We start from the raw sequence: 16166 nt of genomic DNA on the forward strand, positions 1-16166 counted from the left end.
CTCTCTGGCAAGGAATGGAAAGAGGCGGCCAACTATACCGCAGCGTCCGGCGACGGCTGCGGGCGGCGCGCCGACTTGGGGCGGAATGCGGCGATGACCTCGGGACGGGTCTCGGCATAGGGCCCGCCGATCAGGTCGATGCAATAGGGAATGGCGGCGAAGATGCCCGGCACCAGCGTCGAGCCATCGTCGGCCTTCAGGCCCTCGAGGGTCTCGCGGATCGCCTTGGGCTGGCCCGGCAGGTTCACGATCAGGGCGGCATGCGCCGGCCGTTCACGGACCACGGCGACCTGCCGCGACAGGATCGCGGTGGGCACAAAGCGCAGGCTGATCTGGCGCATCTGCTCGCCGAAGCCCGGCATTTCCTTGGTGCCGACCGCCAGCGTGGCCTCGGGCGTGACGTCGCGCCGCGCCGGACCGGTGCCGCCGGTGGTCAGGACCAGATCGCAGCCGCAGGTGTCGACCAGCTCGATCAGCGTCTCGGAGATGCGGGCCGCCTCGTCGGGGATCAGCCGGTCCACCGCCTGCCACGGCGAGGCCAGCGCGCCGCCCAGCCAGGCGCGCAGGGACGGCAGGCCCTCGTCCTGGTAGGCGCCGGCCGACGCGCGGTCGGAAATCGACACCAGGCCGATGATCAGTTCGTCGGGATGGCGGCGGGCGATACGGGTAGGGGCGGTCATGGGCGATCGGGCGTGGGGTGGACGGAAGGCGCGGGGCACGGGCGCCGCCGGCGGGCCGGGGCGCGGTCAATCCTGGAAATCCAGGACCCCGCCAGACAGGGATGCTATCGCATTCTCCGCCCGGCGGCCGGCCGGGGGCGCCGGTCCCCCTGTGGCAAAAAGGGGAATCCGCGGGCACCCGCGGGTTTGCGCCCTTGTCTCGGTCATGGGGGCTGGATAACATCCGCTCACAATCCTCTCTTTCACCCCGATCCGCGCGCCGCGCCTTCCTGGTTCCTCATGTTCACACGCACCCTCGGGCAGCATGCGCTGGCGGCGGCGCTGGCCTTGTCGGTGGCGCTGGCCGCGGGCTGGGGCGCCTGGCACTGGCTGGCCCTGCGCACCGGCCCGTGCGCCGAAGCGGCGACCGGGGTCTACATCCATAACCTCGGCAACACCCTGGAAGACCAGACCCGCAACCTGTCGCGGCTGAGCCAGGCGCTGCGCACCGGCGACCGGCTGGTGGTGCTGGGGTCGTCCGAGTTGACCAGCACCGACCTGCGCTTCGTGCCCTACCGCTTCCTGGCCGACGAGCTGCGCATGCCGGTCATGGCCTACGGCCATTCCGGCTTCCAGTCGCTGGGCATGCAACTGGTGCTGGCGGCGCTGGCCGACGACCTGTCGTCCGCCTCGCGCGTCGTCATCATGGTGTCGCCGGGTTGGTTCGACGGCGACGGCGGGCTGGGCCCGGATGAATTCCGCGAGCATGCCAATCCCCTGCTGCCGCGCCTGCTGCGCCAGCCCGAGGGCCGCGAACAGGTGGCGCGCTGGCTGCGCGACAAGGGCGACGCCCGGGTGGCGTGGTCGATGGCGGCCGAGCAGGCCTACGTCTTCCGCCAGCGGCTGATCGGACTGTGGACGCCCGCGCACGCCGCCCCCGCGCCCGAGCAGGAAGCCGCCGGCCCGACGGCGGCGGCCCGGGTGGTGGACTGGGACGCCCTGGCGCGCGAGGCCCAGGAAGCCGAACAGGCGCAGATGACGCGCAACCGCTACGCCGTGCGCGACGATTTCTTCGACAAATACCTGCAAACGGTCGCGGCCGGCGGCAAGACCGCCTTCCAGCCCCAGCCGCTGACCGGCAAGGACGAACTGCGCGAGCTGGAAGCGCTGATGCGGCTGCTGCGCAACCACGGCGTCAATGCCCTGTTCGTGATGCAGCCGCTGCACCCGATGGTCTTCAGGGACCTGGACCGCTTCACGCCCGTGCAACGTCAGGTCGACGCGCTGTGCGCGCGCTACGCCATGGCCTGCATGGACATGTACGATGCGCCCTACGAGATCGGCACCCTGCGCGACGTGCAGCACCTGGGCGAACTGGGCTGGCTGCGGGTCAACCAGCGCATCGCCGAGGTCTTCCGCCCATGAAATCGCCCTCCCCCCCGCCGAACGCCGTCAAGGACACCGCGCGATGAGAAAAACCCTGTGGCTGTGCCTGCTCTACCTGGGCCTGCTGGCGGTCATGATGATCCAGGCCGACACCTCGGCCAACCTGGGCAAGCCCCTGGAGATCGAGTTCCAGTACCAGAAGTTCTAGCGGGCCGCGCCGACGGCGACGGCGCGCGAGCGGTTTGCCGGACCCGGGGAACGGCGAGAGTTGCCTGAAGCAACCAGGGACAGGTCACAAATCTGCAATAATCTGGGCCTCCGCCGGAACCTCGCCCGCCCCCATGCCCACCCTCTTTCATGGCCTAGACCTCTGGGTTGGCCTCAGCCTTGCACTGGCCCTGACGTTCGTCCTGGCCTTCGAATTCATCAACGGCTTCCACGACACGGCGAACGCCGTCGCGACGGTCATCTACACCAAGGCCATGCCGCCGCACCTGGCGGTGGTGCTCTCCGGCATCTTCAACTTCCTCGGCGTGCTGCTGGGCGGCGTCGGCGTGGCCTACGCCATCGTCCACCTGCTGCCGGTGGAACTGCTGATCAACGTCGATACCGGACGCGGGCTGGCCATGGTGTTCGCCATGCTGGCCGCGGCCATCGCCTGGAACCTGGGCACCTGGTATTTCGGCATCCCGGCCTCCAGCTCGCACACGCTGATCGGCTCGATCCTGGGCGTGGGCCTGGCCAACGCGCTGATCACCGACCTGCCGCTGGCCGAGGGCGTGAACTGGGGCAAGGCGATCGACATCGGCGCCTCGCTGGTAGTGTCGCCGGTGGCCGGCTTCCTGGTCGCGGGCGGCCTGCTGCTGGCGCTCAAGCGCTGGCTGCCGCTGTCGAAGATGCACAAGACGCCCGAGCAGCGCCGCGCCATCGACAACAAGAAACACCCGCCGTTCTGGAACCGCCTGGTGCTGGTGCTGTCGGCCATGGGCGTGAGCTTCGTGCACGGCTCGAACGATGGCCAGAAAGGCATCGGCCTGATCATGCTGGTGCTGATCGGCATCGTGCCGGCCAACTTCGTGCTGGACACCAACAGCACCACTTACCAGATCGAGCGCACGCGCGACGCGGCCACCCACCTGAGCGCGTTCTACCAGCGCAACGAAGCCATGCTGGGCGACTTCCTGGCGCTCAAGCGCGCCGGCTCGGCCTCGGACCTGCCGCGCACCTTCCGCTGCGATCCCGAACTGACCCTGCCCACCATCGACGCGCTGCAGGCCGACCTGCACGGCGTCAGCAACTACGCCGACCTGTCGGCGGCCAAGCGCATCGACGTGCGCCGCTACCTGCTGTGCCTGGACGACACCGCCAAGAAGGTGGCCCGCATCGAAGGCCTGCCGGCGCGCGAGCGCACCGACCTGCAGCGCCTGCGCGCCGACCTGACCGCCACCACCGAATACGCGCCCTTCTGGGTGATCGTGGCGGTGGCGCTGGCGCTGGGCGCCGGCACCATGGTCGGCTGGCGCCGCGTGGTGCTGACGGTGGGCGAGAAAATCGGCAAGCAGGGCATGACCTACGCCCAGGGCATGTCGGCGCAGTTGACGGCGGTCGGCGCCATCGGCCTGGCCAACGTTTTCAGCCTGCCGGTGTCGACCACTCACGTGCTGTCGTCCGGCGTGGCCGGCACCATGATCGCCAACAAAAGCGGCCTGCAGGGCGGCACGGTGCGCAACATCCTGCTGGCCTGGATCCTGACCCTGCCCGCCTCCATGCTGCTGGCGGCCGGCCTGTTCTGGATCGGCGTGCAGATCGCGGGCTGACGCCCGCGCGCCGGCCGCGCGGATCATCTGCACGGCCGGCGCAACACTGTGGCTACCGCGCCGGGCTATGTCCGGCGCGCGCGCGCCTCTACCATGGCGCCATGGCTACCTCTTCCCTTCCCTCCCTGCATTACATCTACGACCCGCTGTGCGGCTGGTGCTACGGCGCCGCGCCACTGCTGCAGGCCGCCCGCGGCATCGATGGCCTGGTCATCGCACTGCACGGCGGCGGCATGATGACCGGCGGCAACCGCCAGCCGGTCACCGACGCGCTGCGGCGCTATGTCATCCCGCACGATGAACGCATCGCGGGCCTGACCGGCCAGGTGTTCGGTCCGGACTACATCGACGGCCTGCTGCGCGACAGCGGCGCGGTATTCGACTCGGCCCCGCCCACCACCGCCATCCTGGCCGCCCAGGCCCTGGACCGACGCGGCCTGGACATGCTGCAGCGCCTGCAACGCGCCCACTACATCCAAGGCCGCCGCATTGCCGACCCGGCTGAACTGCGCCGCCTGGCCGAGGACATCGGCCTGGATGGCGCGGCCTTCCAGGCCGCCTATGACGCCACGGTTGGCGACGCCACCGATCGCCACATCGCGCAAAGCCGCGCGCTGCTGGAGCGCCTGCGAGGCTCGGGCTTCCCGACGCTGGCGCTGGAGCGCGACGGCGCCTTCACCGTGCTCGACCCGGGCCGCTACCTGGGCCGACCGTCACAGTGGCAAGCGGACCTGCGCGCACGCCTGGGGTAATCAGGGCTCGCCGATGTCGCCGTCGCGCTGCAGCGCGCGGTGCATCGCCGGACGCGCCGCCAACCGCTCGGCATAGCCCGAGAACACCGGGTTCTCGGGAATCAGCTTGACCTGCATCATGAACTGCAATGTCCCGCCCAGCACGATGTCGACCGCGCTGAAATGCTCGCCCAGGAAATACGGGCGCGATTGCAGCACGCGGGTCACGACCTGCTCGACCTCGTCGGCCGAGCCCCAGCCCATCGTGCCGCTCTGGTGCGGCGTCTTGAAGGCGCGCTCGGTCATCGCCGGCTCGAACACGCCGGTGGAATACGCCAGCCAGGTCAGGTAGGGGCCGCGCTGCCGATCGCCCACGACGGGCCCCAGGCCAGCCTCGGGATAGAGGTCGGTCAGGTACAGCGCGATGGCCGGGGTCTCGAACACCGGCACGCCGTCGTGCACCAGTGCCGGCACCTTGCCGTGCGGGTGGATGTCGATGTAGTCGGGAGCGATATGGCCGGATCCGTCGCGGCGGCGGATCGACACCATCTCGGTGTCATAGGGCACGCCAAGCTCTTCCAGTAACCAGAGAATCCGGAACGAACGCGAGCGCGGCGCGTGATAAAGGGTCAACATGGTCTGTCTCCTGGATCCGGGGCGGACCCTGCGGCCATTGTGCCGCAGGCGCCCCCGCCGGAGCCAGCACCGTCCCCGACCGCCCCGGTCGCTGATGCGGCCCACGCCCCGCGAGCCGGTCGGGGCGGGCCGCCGCGCTACGCGTCGGTCGCGCCCAGCGCGCGCAATTGCGCCTTCAGGCGGCGCACCTCCTGGCTCAGGTCCAGGATCAGCGCCACGGCATCGAGGCCGGCGCCGAAATCACGCTCCAGCCGGCGCGCGTGCAACGCGCGTTGCAGGTCCATGCTGTAGAAGCGCCATTCGGCCGGGCGCGACCCGCTGGCGTCGACGATGCCGACCTCGACCAATTGCGCGACCCATTCGACCCCGGCGCCGCAGGCTCGCGCCAGATCGTCGGCACTGAGCGGTTGCGATTTGCCCACCACGGTGGCGCTGCTGATGACGACTTTTTTCATGATCAGACCCCCAGGTGGCGCCGCGGATTGAACGGCAGGTCTTGCTGCATCTTGCGGTAGGCCGCCTTGGCCGCGTCGCTGTCGGCCGGCGGCAGCGCCAGCTCCAGCACCAGATACAGGTCGCCGGGCGGGTCGCCCGGAATGCCGCGGCCGCGCAGCCGCAGCTTGCGGCCGTTGCCCGAACCGGCGGGTATCGAGACCTCCACCGTGCCGCCCGGGGTCGGCGCATTGACCTTGGCGCCCAACGCCGCCTCCCAGGGCGCCACCGGCAGCGTCATATACAGGTCGCGTCCCTCGACGCGATAGCGCGCGTGGGGCTTGAAGCGCACCTCCAGGTACAGGTCGCCGTTCTCGCCGCCGCCATAGCCCGGCATGCCCTGCCCGGCCAGGCGGATGAACTGGCCCTCGCGCACGCCCGGCGGGATCCGCACGCTCAGCGTGCGCGTCTGCACCTGCGGGCGGCCCTGGTCGTCGACCGTCATCGAGCGCAGGCTGATGTCGCGGGTGGCGCCTTGCAGCGCGTCCTCGAGATCGACCTCGATGGCCGCGTGGTGGTCGTCGCCGCGGGCGCGGAATTCCTGCTCGCGCCCCGCGCCCTGCGCGCGGCGGCCGCGGCCGCCGAACAGCGACGAGAAGAACTCGCTGAATTGCGCCTCCTCGCCCGAGGCGGCGCCGCGATGGAACTCGAACCCTTCGTCCCAGCCTGGCGGCGGCTGGAAGCCGCCCCCGGGCGAGACGCCGGCGGCGAGGTTGTCGTAGGCCTCGCGCTTTTCCTTGTCGCGCAACACGTCGTAGGCTTCGTTGACGTCGCGCATGCGGGCCTCGGCGTCGCTTTCCTTGCTGACGTCGGGGTGATACTTGCGGGCGAGTTTGCGGTAGGAGCGCCGGATCTCGTCTTCGGAGGCGCCGCGCTCCACCCCAAGAATGCTGTAGTAGTCCTTGAACTCCATTTTCCAGCCCATGGTGAGGGTTGCAGCCAAAGGCGGCGGCTCGCGCCGGATTCGGCCCTGAACAGAAAGAAGATAGGGGCTATTGCGCGATTTTTCAATGCGCTTCGACCCGTTGCGCGGCTTCGCGCATAATTGACGGTCGCGCCACCCGCCGCCAAAGGCGGGGCCGCCCATGAACAGGAACCGATCGTGCTGGAAATCATCGACGTCGACTTCAACAACCCGGAACACGGCCGCCAGGTGCTGGCCATGCTCAACGAATACGCCAGCGGCCCCATGGGCGGCAGCACGCCCCTGCCCGAGTACGCGCAGCGCAACCTGATCGCGGAACTGGCCAAGCGGCCCACGGCGCGCGCCCTGCTGGCGCGCATCGACGGCGCGGCCGCCGGCGTGGCCATCTACCTCGAGGGCTTCTCGACCTTTGCCTGCCGTCCGCTGGTGAACCTGCACGACCTGGCCGTGTCGCCGCGCTTCCAGGGCCAGGGCGTGGGCAAGCAGTTGCTGGCCGCGCTGGAAGACCGCGCCCGCCAGCTCGGCTGCTGCAAGATCACGCTGGAAGTGCTGGAAGGCAACGACGTGGCCCAGGGCCTGTACCGCAAGCTGGGCTACGAAGGCTACTCGCTGGACGAGGACACCGGCCGCGCCATGTTCTGGCAGAAGAAGCTGGCCGCCTGAATACAGCGCTTTTTCGCGGCGTGGCGGACGCACACCCCAAGGGAAGAACCAACATGAAGATGAGCAACATCCCCTTCGGCACCACCGACTGGTCCGAGGTCGAACCCACCGAGCATCCGGGCGACACCGGCAAGGCCTACTGGCGCACCCGCCAGTTCGGCGATCTGCGCGTGCGCATGGTCGAGTACACGCCCGGCTACCTGGCCGACCACTGGTGCAGCAAGGGCCACATCCTGTTCTGCCTGGAGGGCGAGCTGCACACCGAGCTGGAAGACGGCCGCACCTTCGTGCTGACCCCCGGCATGAGCTACCAGGTGGCCGACCAGGCCGAGCCGCACCGCTCGTCCACTGCCATCGGCGCCAAGCTCTTCATCGTCGACTGACGCATCGGCGCGACACGCGAAATTTCAATTGCGTTACGCTTTGCGTCATAGACCCCTTTTATCCACCGCCTGACCGGAGATGCACTTGGGCGCCCCGTTTACGCTGTTCGTCGATTCCCAGTTCCTCAGCCCCTACGCCATGTCGGCCTATGTGGCGCTGACCGAGAAACAGTTGCCGTTCGAGGTCCGCATGATTGACCTCGACGCGGGCGAACAGCGCATGCAGCCGTACCAATGCCGCGCCCTGACCGCGCGCGTGCCGGCCCTGACCCACGGCGACTTCAACCTGACCGAATCCACCGCGATCGCGGAGTACCTGGAAGACCTGTATCCGGCGCCCGCCTGTACCGCGCTGTACCCCGCCCAGCCGCGCGAGCGCGCCCGCGCCCGCCAACTGCAGGCCTGGCTGCGCAGTGACCTGGGCGCCCTGCGCCAGGAACGCCCCACCGAAACGGTCTTCCACGACCGGGCCGGCGAACCGCTGTCGGACGCCGGCCATTCGGCCGCGGCCAAACTGATCCACGTGGCCGGCGCACTGATCGGCGCGGGCCAGTCGACCCTGTTCGAGCAATGGTGCCTGGCCGACCTGGACCTGGCGGTGGCATTGCGCCGCCTGTGGCTGGACGGCCTGCCCGATCCGCTGCGCGACTATGCCGAGGCCCAGTGGCAGCGCCCCTCGGTGCGCAAATGGCTGGAACACAACGCGGCGGCGCGCGCCTGACCCCCGCCCCGGAGCCGCCATGCAATTGCTGGATCACGTCTCCATCAGCGTCGCCGGGCTCGATAGCGCCCGGCCGTTCTATGACGCCGTCATGGCGGCCCTGGGCGCGGCCAAGGTCTACGACCATGCCGACGCCCTCGGCTACGGCGAGCGCTGCCGCCCCGGCGACGCCGGCCATACCTACGTCAGCATCCAGGCCGATCCCGCGGCGTCACCGACTCCGCCGGCGCGCCGCCACTGGTGCTTCAAGGCCTCCAGCCGCGCCGCGGTGGACGCCTTCCATGCCGCCGGCCTGGCCCATGGCGGAGGCGACGCGGGCGCGCCGGGGACACGGCCGCACTATCATCCGCATTACTACGCCGCCTTCCTGTCCGACCCGTCGGGCAACCGCATCGAAGCCGTGTGCCACAACGCGCCCTGAAGGGTGGCACGGGACCGGACAATCAAGAAGGGACAGATAATTCCGGGCGTTTGACTTGCATCAACCGTCCCCATGTTGCGATGCAACATCCATTCGGGTGTAATGGGGGGGTCAAGTCAACTGGTTCCACTCGAGGAACCGGTCCGGTAGCACCCGCTGCCGGGTGCTACCTATAGGAGATCGCCATGGCCGGATCCGGCAACGATCGCGTCCCCGCCCCGTCCTTCAACCCCTGGACGGCCGCCTATGAATACGCCGTGGACGCCTGGCAGCGCGGCGTGCTGTACGCCGACGTCATGCGCCAGCGCGGCAACCAGTACCACGAGCATATGGCCAAGCGGGCCCCCAACGTGCTCAGCATGGAGTACGAACTGGTGCTGGACGGCCGCGAACTGCCGCGCCCGGTCAACTACGGCCTGCTGCGCATCAAGCCGCCCGAGGGCGTGGCGGTCGATCCGATCAAGCGCCCCTTCCTGGTGGTCGACCCACGCGCCGGCCACGGCCCCGGCATCGGCGGCTTCAAGCCCGAGAGCGAGATCGGCGTGGCGGTGCGCGCCGGCCATCCCTGCTACTTCGCCACCTTCCTGCCGCAGCCCGTGCCCACCCAGACCGTCGAAGACGTGATGAAGGCCGAGGCCCATTTCCTGGAAGCGATCATCGCGCGCCATCCCGACGCCGAGGGCAAGCCGGTGGTGGTGGCCAACTGCCAGGCCGGCTGGCAGATCATGATGACCGCCGCCGTGCGTCCCGAGCTGTTCGGCCCCATCATCATCGCCGGCGCGCCGCTGTCCTACTGGGCCGGCTGGCGCGGCATGAACCCGATGCGCTACGCCGGCGGCCTGCTCGGCGGCAGTTGGCTCACCGCCCTGACCAGCGACCTGGGCGACGGCAAGTTCGACGGCGCCTGGCTGGTGCAGAACTTCGAGAACCTCAACCCCGCCAACACGCTCTGGTCCAAGCAGTACAACCTGTACTCCAAGGTCGACACCGAGGCCGGCCGTTACCTCAGCTTCGAGAAATGGTGGGGCGGCCACGTGTTCCTGAACGGGCCGGAAATCCAGTACATCGTCGACAACCTGTTCGTCGGCAACCGCCTGTCGACCGCCGGGCTGGTCACGTCCGACGGCATCCGCATCGACCTGCGCAACATCCGCTCGCCGATCGTGGTGTTCTGCTCCAAGGGCGACAACATCACCCCGCCCCCGCAGGCGCTGGGCTGGATCCCGGACCTGTACCAGGACGACGCCGAGGTGCTGGCGCACGACCAGACCATCGTCTATGCCGTGCATGAGAGCATCGGCCACCTGGGCATCTTCGTGTCCGGCAGCGTGGCGCGCAAGGAACACCAGGAATTCACCTCCAACATCGACATGATCGATGTGCTGCCGCCCGGCATCTACCAGGCCGAGATCACCGACAAGACGCCGGACACGCCCAACGCCGACCTGGCCTACGGCAACTACGTGCTGTCGTTCGAGCAGCGCCGCATGGACGACGTGCGCGCCATCGTCGAGCGCAAGGAAGACGACGACCTGCGCTTTGCCGCCGTGGCCCGCATCTCCGACATCAACCTGGGCATGTACCGCAGCTTCGTGCAGCCGTGGGTGCGCGCCCTGGTGACGCCGCAATCGGCCGAATGGAGCCAGCGCCTGCACCCGCTGCGCCTGCCGTATGAGCTGGTGTCCGACCGCAATCCGCTGATCGCGCCGATCGCGCAGGTGGCCGAGCAGGTGCGGGAGCATCGGCAGCCCGTATCGCCCGACAACCCGTTCCTGCTGGCCCAGGAGATGTTTTCGAAGCTGGTCGAGACCAGCCTGAACATCTTCCAGGAACTGCGCGATTCGGCAGACGAGCGCACCTTCATGAGCGTCTATGGCTCGCCGCTGGTGCAGGACCTGGCCGGCCTGGGCGGCAAGGACGGCCAGCCGCGCCGCCACCCCGGCGTGTCGCCGGAACACCGCCGCTTCATGGAAGAGCGCGCCGCCGAACTGCGCTCGCTGCTGCAGGAAGGCGGCCTGCGCGTGGCCGCCATCCGCATGCTGCTGTACGTGGCCGGCGCCGAGGGTGGCCTGGACGAGCGCAGCTTCGCGCTGATCCGCAAGATGCGCGCCGAGGCCGGCAACGCCATGACGCTGCAGGAATTCAAGGACATCACCCGCGACCAGGCCATGATGATGCGGCTGGACTCGACCGCCGTGCTGCAGACGATGCCGAAGCTGCTGGAAGGCTCGTCGCCGGCCGCCATCCGCGAGGCGCTGGCAGCGATGAAGCACGTGCTGGAAGCGGCCGAGCCGCTGAGTCCCGCCGCGCGCGCCAGCCTGGCCGAGATGGAGCAGATCTTCGAGACCGCCGCGCGCCGCGCGCAAAAGCATGAGCCGGCGCCGGGCGCGCGCAAGGCCGTGCGCGCCGCCACCGCGAAACTGCAACCGTCGCCCCCGGCGCCGCCCGCCGCCCGCGCGCGCCGCGCCGCCACGGCGGCCGCCGCCAAGTCCACGCCGCAGGCCGCGGTCAAGGCCGCCGCCCGCAAGAAGGAAGCCGCGCCCGCGCGCGTCCGCAAACCCGCCACCGCCAAGGCCAAACCGGAATGAGCCTGCCCACCTCCACGCACTACGACAAACTGATCGCGCGCGCCCAGACCCTGGCGCCCGCGGCCTGCGCCATCGCCCATCCCTGCGACGAGCCGTCGCTGTCGGCCGCGCTGGAAGCGCGCGACCTGGGCCTGCTGCGACCCATCCTGGTGGGCCCGGAACACAAGATCCGCGACACGGCCGCGCAGCACAGGCTGAACCTGGGCGATGCCCGCATCGTCGATGCGCCGCACAGCCACGCCGCGGCCGAGACCGCCGTGGCGCTGGTGCGCGGCGGCGAGGCCTCGCTGCTGATGAAGGGCAGCCTGCACACCGACGAGCTGATGCACGAAGTGGTGGCGCGCGCCACCGGGCTGCGCAGCGGCCGCCGCATCAGCCATGTGTTCATCATGGAAGTGCCGACCTACGCCGAGCCGCTGTTCATCACCGACGCGGCCATCAACATCTTTCCGGACCTGGAAACCAAGGCCGACATCATCCGCAACGTGATCGACCTGCACCACGGCCTGGGCCTGGGCGAGCCGCGCGTGGCGATCCTGTCGGCGGTCGAGCAGGTCACGCCCAGCATTCCCAGCACCATCGAGGCGGCCGCGCTGTGCAAGATGGCCGACCGCGGCCAGATCGCCGGCGGCGTGCTGGACGGCCCGTTGGCGCTGGACAACGCCATCAGCCCCGATGCCGCCCGCATCAAGGGCATCCGCTCGCTGGTGGCGGGCGTCGCCCAGGTGCTGGTGGTGCCCGATCTGGAAGCCGGCAACATGCTGGCCAAGAACCTGACCTTCCTGGCCAACGCCGAGGCCGCAGGCATCGTGCTGGGCGCGCGCGTGCCCATCATCCTGACCAGCCGCGCCGACAGCCCGCGCTCGCGCCTGGCGTCGTGCGCGGTGGCGGCGATCTACGCGCACCACCTGGCCACGCAGCAGGCGCGTCCGCTGGCCTAGGGCCGGCCGACAGGCCGTGAATGAGCGGCGGGGCCCCGGCCCTGCCTTGTCCCTTGCATCAAGAGGCGATCGACTACATGTCCGACACCATTCTCGTCATCAACGCCGGCAGTTCCAGCATCAAGTTCTACCTGTACGACATCGACGGCAAACAGGCGCTGGCGCCGCGCCTGGGCGGCCAGCTCGAAGGCATCGGCACCAGCCATCCGCGCCTGCGGGTGCGCGACGCCGCCGGCCAGACGCTGGTGGAACGCGACATCGCGCCCAGCCACGCGCCCGATGTGCCCAACGGCCAGGAGGTGGTCGGCACCTGGCTCAGCGGCCACCTGGGCGGCGCGCCGCTGGCGGTGGGCCATCGCGTGGTGCACGGCGGCCCCGACCTGGCTGAGCCGGTGCTGATCGACGACGCCATCCTCGCCACACTGGACACCTTCACGCCGCTGGCGCCGCTGCACCAGCCCAACAACCTGGCGCCGATCCGCGTGATCCGCGAGCGGCGCCCGTGGATTCCCCAGGTGGCCTGCTTCGACACCGCGTTCCACCGCAGCCATTCGGACGTGGCCGACCGCTACGCCCTGCCCGAGCATCTGTACCAGCAGGGCGTGCGGCGCTATGGCTTTCACGGCCTGTCGTACGAATACATCGCGCAGCGGCTGCGCCAGGCGCTGCCCGAGATCGCCATGGGCAGGATCATCGCGGCGCACCTGGGTTCGGGCGTGTCGGCCTGCGCCATGCACCAGGGCAAGAGCGTCGACAGCACCATGGGCTTCACCGCGCTCGAAGGCCTGCCGATGGGCACGCGGCCGGGCCGGCTGGATGCCGGCGTGGTGCTGTGGATGATGGAACAGGGCATGTCGCACGACGACATCGAGCACGTGCTGTACCACGACTGCGGCATGAAGGGCCTGTCGGGCATCAGCAACGACATGCGCGAGCTGCTGGCCAGCGACGCGCCGTCGGCCAGGCTGGCGCTGAAGTACTTCGCCTGGCGCGTGGCCGAAGGCATGATCGGCCTGGGCTGCGCCATGAACGGCATCGACGGCATCGTCTTCACCGCTGGCGTCGGCGAAAACTCGGCCGAGATCCGCCAGGCCATCAGCGAGCATTGGGGCTGGCTCGGCATCAAGCTGGATCCCGAGCGCAATGCGCATCACGGGCCGCGCATTTCCAGCGACGACAGCCGCATCGGCGTGTACGTGGTGCGCACCAATGAAGAACTGATCATCGCGCAGCACACGCTGGCCCTGGTGAAACAACGATGAGCGCCGCCCTCCCTCTTGCCGGCAAGCGCGGCCTGGTCACGGGCATCGCCAACGCCGACTCCATCGCCTGGGGCTGCGCCAAGGCGTTCCGCGCCATGGGCGCGGAACTGGCCGTGACCTACCTGAACGACAAGGCGCGCCCGCACGTCGAGCCGCTGGCGCGCCAGGTGGACGCGTCCCTGCTGATGCCGCTGGACCTGCTGCGCGAGGGCGAGCTGGAGGCGGCGTTCGAGCGCATCGCCGCCGAATGGGGCGGCCTGGATTTCGTGCTGCATTCCATCGCCTACGCCCCGCGCGACGATCTGCACGGCCGCGTCACGGACTGCTCGCGCGCCGGCTTCCTGACGGCCATGGATGTGTCGTGCTGGTCGTTCATCCGCATGGCCAAGCTGGCAGAGCCGCTGATGCCCGGCGGGGGCGCGCTGTTCTGCATGAGCTACTACGGCTCGCAGATGGTGGTCGAGCACTACAACATGATGGGTCCGGTGAAGGCCGCGCTGGAATCGGCCACTCGCTACCTGGCGGCCGAACTCGGCCCGCAGGGCATCCGCGTGCACGCGATTTCACCCGGGCCGCTCAAGACCCGCGCGGCCTCGGGCATCGCCGAATTCGACGCGCTGCTCGACCGCGCCCAGGCCAAGGCCCCGGCGCGCAGCCTGGTCTCCATCGACGACGTCGGCGAGGCCACCGCCTGGCTCGCCACCGACGCCGCCCGCCGCATGACCGGGCAGACGCTGTACATCGACGGCGGCTATCACATCATCGATTGAGGCGCGGGCGCCACAGCCCGCGCCAAGTATCAGGAAAGCGTGGCCGGCGCCGGCCCCTGGCGCCAGCGCTCGATCGCCTCGACCGCCTGTTCGGGCGAGGGGAAGATCTTGTCGCGGCCGATGCGGTCGGCCAGGCCAGAGCGCTCCAGCGCCATGCGGAACTGGCCGTGGCCGCCCGCCACCAGCAGCACCATGCCGCGGTCGCGCAGCTCGCGCCGCAGTTCGTACAAGGCTTCGATGGCGTCGGCGTCGGCCTGCGTCATGGCCTCGGCATCCAGCACGAACCAGGTGATGTCCCCCGCCTGCTCGATGATCTCGCGGGCGCGCCGCCGGAACGCGTCGGCGTTGAAGAACCACACCGACGACTCGAACAGCCAGATCACCGCGCCCGGCACCGGCTGCGCCTGCGGGTTCAGATGCATCTTGCCCAGCACCGATTCGCCCGGCAGACGGCCCAGCAGGGCATCGCGCGGATTGCCGGACACGTACATGGCGTACAGCAGCGTGGCGCCAACCGACACCGCCACGCCCTGCAGCACGCCGAAACCCACCACGCCGACCGCGGCCAGGACGCCGAAGGCCAGCTCGATGCGCGAAATTCGCGCCAGCCGCAGGAAGGCCTGGCCGTCGAACAGGCTGGCGGCCGCCAGCAGCAGGATTGCCGACAGCACCGCCTGCGGCAGCCAATAGAGCGGCGCGCTCAGCAGGCCCACCACCAGCGCGAGCGCCGCCGCCGCGCTGACGCCGACCAGCGGCGACGAGCCGCCCGCCGCCAGTCCCACCGCCGTGCGCGAATCGGCCCCGGTCACCACGAAGCCCTGGAACAGCCCGGCCGCCACATTGGCCGCGCCGAAGCCGACCAGTTCACGGTTCGGATCCACGTGCTCGCCGGTGCGCGCGGCAAAGCTGCGCGCCGTCACGATGCCGCTGGAAAAGCTCACTACCAGCACGCCCGCCGCGCCCAGCAGGATGTTGTCCAGGCCTTCGAGCCGCACCGGCACGCGCAGCGCCGGCAGGCCCGCCGGCACCTCGCCCACCACGGCGATGCCGAGGCTGGGAAAATCGAACAGCCAAGACAGCAGGCAGGCGCCGACCACCAGCATGATCGGCCCCGGCCAATTCGGCCTCCAGCGCTTGATCGCCACCAGCAGCAGGCACGACGCCAGCCCCAGGCAGAGCGTGGGAATGCGGATCTCCGACACGCGCCGCGACAACTCCAGGAAAGGATGCACCAGCCCGCTGTTGCGCAGCCCCACGCCGGTCAGGCCACTCAATTGCGACAGCGCCAGCGTCACCGCCACCCCCGCCATGTAGCCGATCAGCACCGGCCGCGACAGCAGGTTGGCCAGCACGCCCAGGCGCAGCACCCGCGCGATCAGGCAACCCAGCCCGACCGTCAGCGCGATCCCGGTGGCGGCCACCAGCCGGTCCTCGGGCGAGGTCAGCGCCATGCCCGTCAGCGTCGCCGCGATCAGCGTGCAAGTGGCCGTGTCCGGCCCCACGATCAGCGTGCGCGAGGAACCGAACAGCGCGTAACCCAACATGCCGGCGATCGCCGCCCACAGCCCGGCAACCGGCGGCACTCCCATCATCGCCGCATAGGCCAGCCCTACCGGCAACGCCACCGCGGCCACGCTCAATCCCGCGGCGATATCGCGGCCGGCGGACTCCCGGGTGATGCCCCGGAAGTTGTTCAGGCCAGGAAGAAATCGTAGGTTCATGGGGCGGCGAAGCGGAGGAAACGGGGGAAGGAAACCGCGGGAAGCGGGCG

Annotated in this window: 17 protein-coding genes; 12 read left to right on the forward strand and 5 right to left on the reverse strand. The window is 69.7% G+C overall.

The window, feature by feature from the left end; translation table 11 throughout:
* Nucleotides 1-32: 32 nt before the first annotated feature.
* Nucleotides 33-680, reverse strand: a complete 648-nt coding sequence (gene mog / locus AAID08_RS22465; protein WP_054501020.1) for a molybdopterin adenylyltransferase — start codon at nucleotides 678-680, stop codon at nucleotides 33-35.
* A 279-nt stretch (nucleotides 681-959) separates the two neighbouring features.
* On the opposite strand from mog, the gene AAID08_RS22470 reads away from it, so the two are divergent.
* The 4 genes from AAID08_RS22470 to AAID08_RS22485 all read left to right on the forward strand — a co-directional run bounded on the left by AAID08_RS22470 (nucleotide 960) and on the right by AAID08_RS22485 (nucleotide 4614).
* A complete protein-coding gene (locus AAID08_RS22470; protein ID WP_175189424.1) occupies nucleotides 960-2084 on the forward strand; it encodes a D-alanyl-lipoteichoic acid biosynthesis protein DltD in 1125 nt (374 codons plus the stop codon).
* Nucleotides 2085-2127: 43 nt separating this feature from the next.
* A complete protein-coding gene (locus AAID08_RS22475; RefSeq protein WP_020926707.1) occupies nucleotides 2128-2253 on the forward strand; it encodes a hypothetical protein in 126 nt (41 codons plus the stop codon).
* Nucleotides 2254-2386: 133 nt separating this feature from the next.
* Nucleotides 2387-3862 (forward strand): inorganic phosphate transporter, encoded by a 1476-nt coding sequence (locus tag AAID08_RS22480; protein ID WP_054501018.1) that lies wholly within the window; start codon nucleotides 2387-2389, stop codon nucleotides 3860-3862.
* 101 nt (nucleotides 3863-3963) lie between these two features.
* Nucleotides 3964-4614: a DsbA family protein gene (locus AAID08_RS22485; protein ID WP_064528250.1), complete on the forward strand. Its 651-nt coding sequence runs from the start codon at nucleotides 3964-3966 to the stop codon at nucleotides 4612-4614.
* Here AAID08_RS22485 and AAID08_RS22490 read toward each other — a convergent pair whose 3' ends face one another.
* The 3 genes from AAID08_RS22490 to AAID08_RS22500 form a co-directional block, all read right to left on the reverse strand.
* Nucleotides 4615-5229, reverse strand: a complete 615-nt coding sequence (locus AAID08_RS22490; protein WP_144655338.1) for a glutathione S-transferase family protein — start codon at nucleotides 5227-5229, stop codon at nucleotides 4615-4617.
* A 137-nt stretch (nucleotides 5230-5366) separates the two neighbouring features.
* Nucleotides 5367-5684, reverse strand: a complete 318-nt coding sequence (locus AAID08_RS22495; RefSeq protein WP_064528244.1) for a chaperone modulator CbpM — start codon at nucleotides 5682-5684, stop codon at nucleotides 5367-5369.
* A 2-nt stretch (nucleotides 5685-5686) separates the two neighbouring features.
* Nucleotides 5687-6634 carry a DnaJ C-terminal domain-containing protein gene (locus AAID08_RS22500; protein WP_054501014.1) on the reverse strand — a complete coding sequence of 316 codons (948 nt, stop codon included), beginning with the start codon at nucleotides 6632-6634 and terminating at the stop codon, nucleotides 5687-5689.
* Nucleotides 6635-6823: 189 nt separating this feature from the next.
* Here AAID08_RS22500 and AAID08_RS22505 point away from each other — a divergent pair, with 189 nt between their 5' ends.
* From AAID08_RS22505 to fabI, 8 genes are all read left to right on the forward strand, one after another.
* Nucleotides 6824-7309: a GNAT family N-acetyltransferase gene (locus AAID08_RS22505; RefSeq protein WP_054501236.1), complete on the forward strand. Its 486-nt coding sequence runs from the start codon at nucleotides 6824-6826 to the stop codon at nucleotides 7307-7309.
* A 53-nt stretch (nucleotides 7310-7362) separates the two neighbouring features.
* Nucleotides 7363-7692 carry a DHCW motif cupin fold protein gene (locus tag AAID08_RS22510; protein WP_054501013.1) on the forward strand — a complete coding sequence of 110 codons (330 nt, stop codon included), beginning with the start codon at nucleotides 7363-7365 and terminating at the stop codon, nucleotides 7690-7692.
* Between the two features lie 85 nt (nucleotides 7693-7777).
* The gene (gene yfcF, locus AAID08_RS22515; RefSeq protein ID WP_116792896.1) at nucleotides 7778-8413 is read left to right on the forward strand and encodes a glutathione transferase; all 636 of its coding nucleotides are present in this window, start codon (nucleotides 7778-7780) and stop codon (nucleotides 8411-8413) included.
* A gap of 19 nt (nucleotides 8414-8432) precedes the next feature.
* Complete coding sequence (locus AAID08_RS22520; RefSeq protein ID WP_054501011.1) at nucleotides 8433-8834, forward strand: VOC family protein; 402 nt, start codon at nucleotides 8433-8435, stop codon at nucleotides 8832-8834.
* A gap of 185 nt (nucleotides 8835-9019) precedes the next feature.
* Nucleotides 9020-11422: a DUF3141 domain-containing protein gene (locus AAID08_RS22525; RefSeq protein ID WP_269874457.1), complete on the forward strand. Its 2403-nt coding sequence runs from the start codon at nucleotides 9020-9022 to the stop codon at nucleotides 11420-11422.
* Nucleotides 11419-12363 carry a phosphate acetyltransferase gene (locus AAID08_RS22530; protein ID WP_054501009.1) on the forward strand — a complete coding sequence of 315 codons (945 nt, stop codon included), beginning with the start codon at nucleotides 11419-11421 and terminating at the stop codon, nucleotides 12361-12363. The genes AAID08_RS22525 and AAID08_RS22530 overlap by 4 nt, the downstream gene beginning before the upstream one ends.
* A 77-nt stretch (nucleotides 12364-12440) precedes the next feature.
* Nucleotides 12441-13625, forward strand: coding sequence for an acetate kinase (locus tag AAID08_RS22535; RefSeq protein ID WP_336234951.1), 1185 nt, complete (start codon nucleotides 12441-12443; stop codon nucleotides 13623-13625).
* Nucleotides 13622-14395, forward strand: coding sequence for an enoyl-ACP reductase FabI (gene fabI / locus AAID08_RS22540; RefSeq protein WP_054501007.1), 774 nt, complete (start codon nucleotides 13622-13624; stop codon nucleotides 14393-14395). Before AAID08_RS22535 ends, fabI begins: the two co-directional genes overlap by 4 nt.
* A 29-nt stretch (nucleotides 14396-14424) precedes the next feature.
* Here fabI and AAID08_RS22545 read toward each other — a convergent pair whose 3' ends face one another.
* Nucleotides 14425-16116, reverse strand: a complete 1692-nt coding sequence (locus tag AAID08_RS22545; protein WP_175190289.1) for a SulP family inorganic anion transporter — start codon at nucleotides 16114-16116, stop codon at nucleotides 14425-14427.
* Between the last annotated feature and the right edge of the window lie 50 nt (nucleotides 16117-16166).

This window comes from Achromobacter sp. EB05, from assembly GCF_044232075.1.
Lineage (GTDB): Bacteria > Pseudomonadota > Gammaproteobacteria > Burkholderiales > Burkholderiaceae_B > Achromobacter > Achromobacter dolens.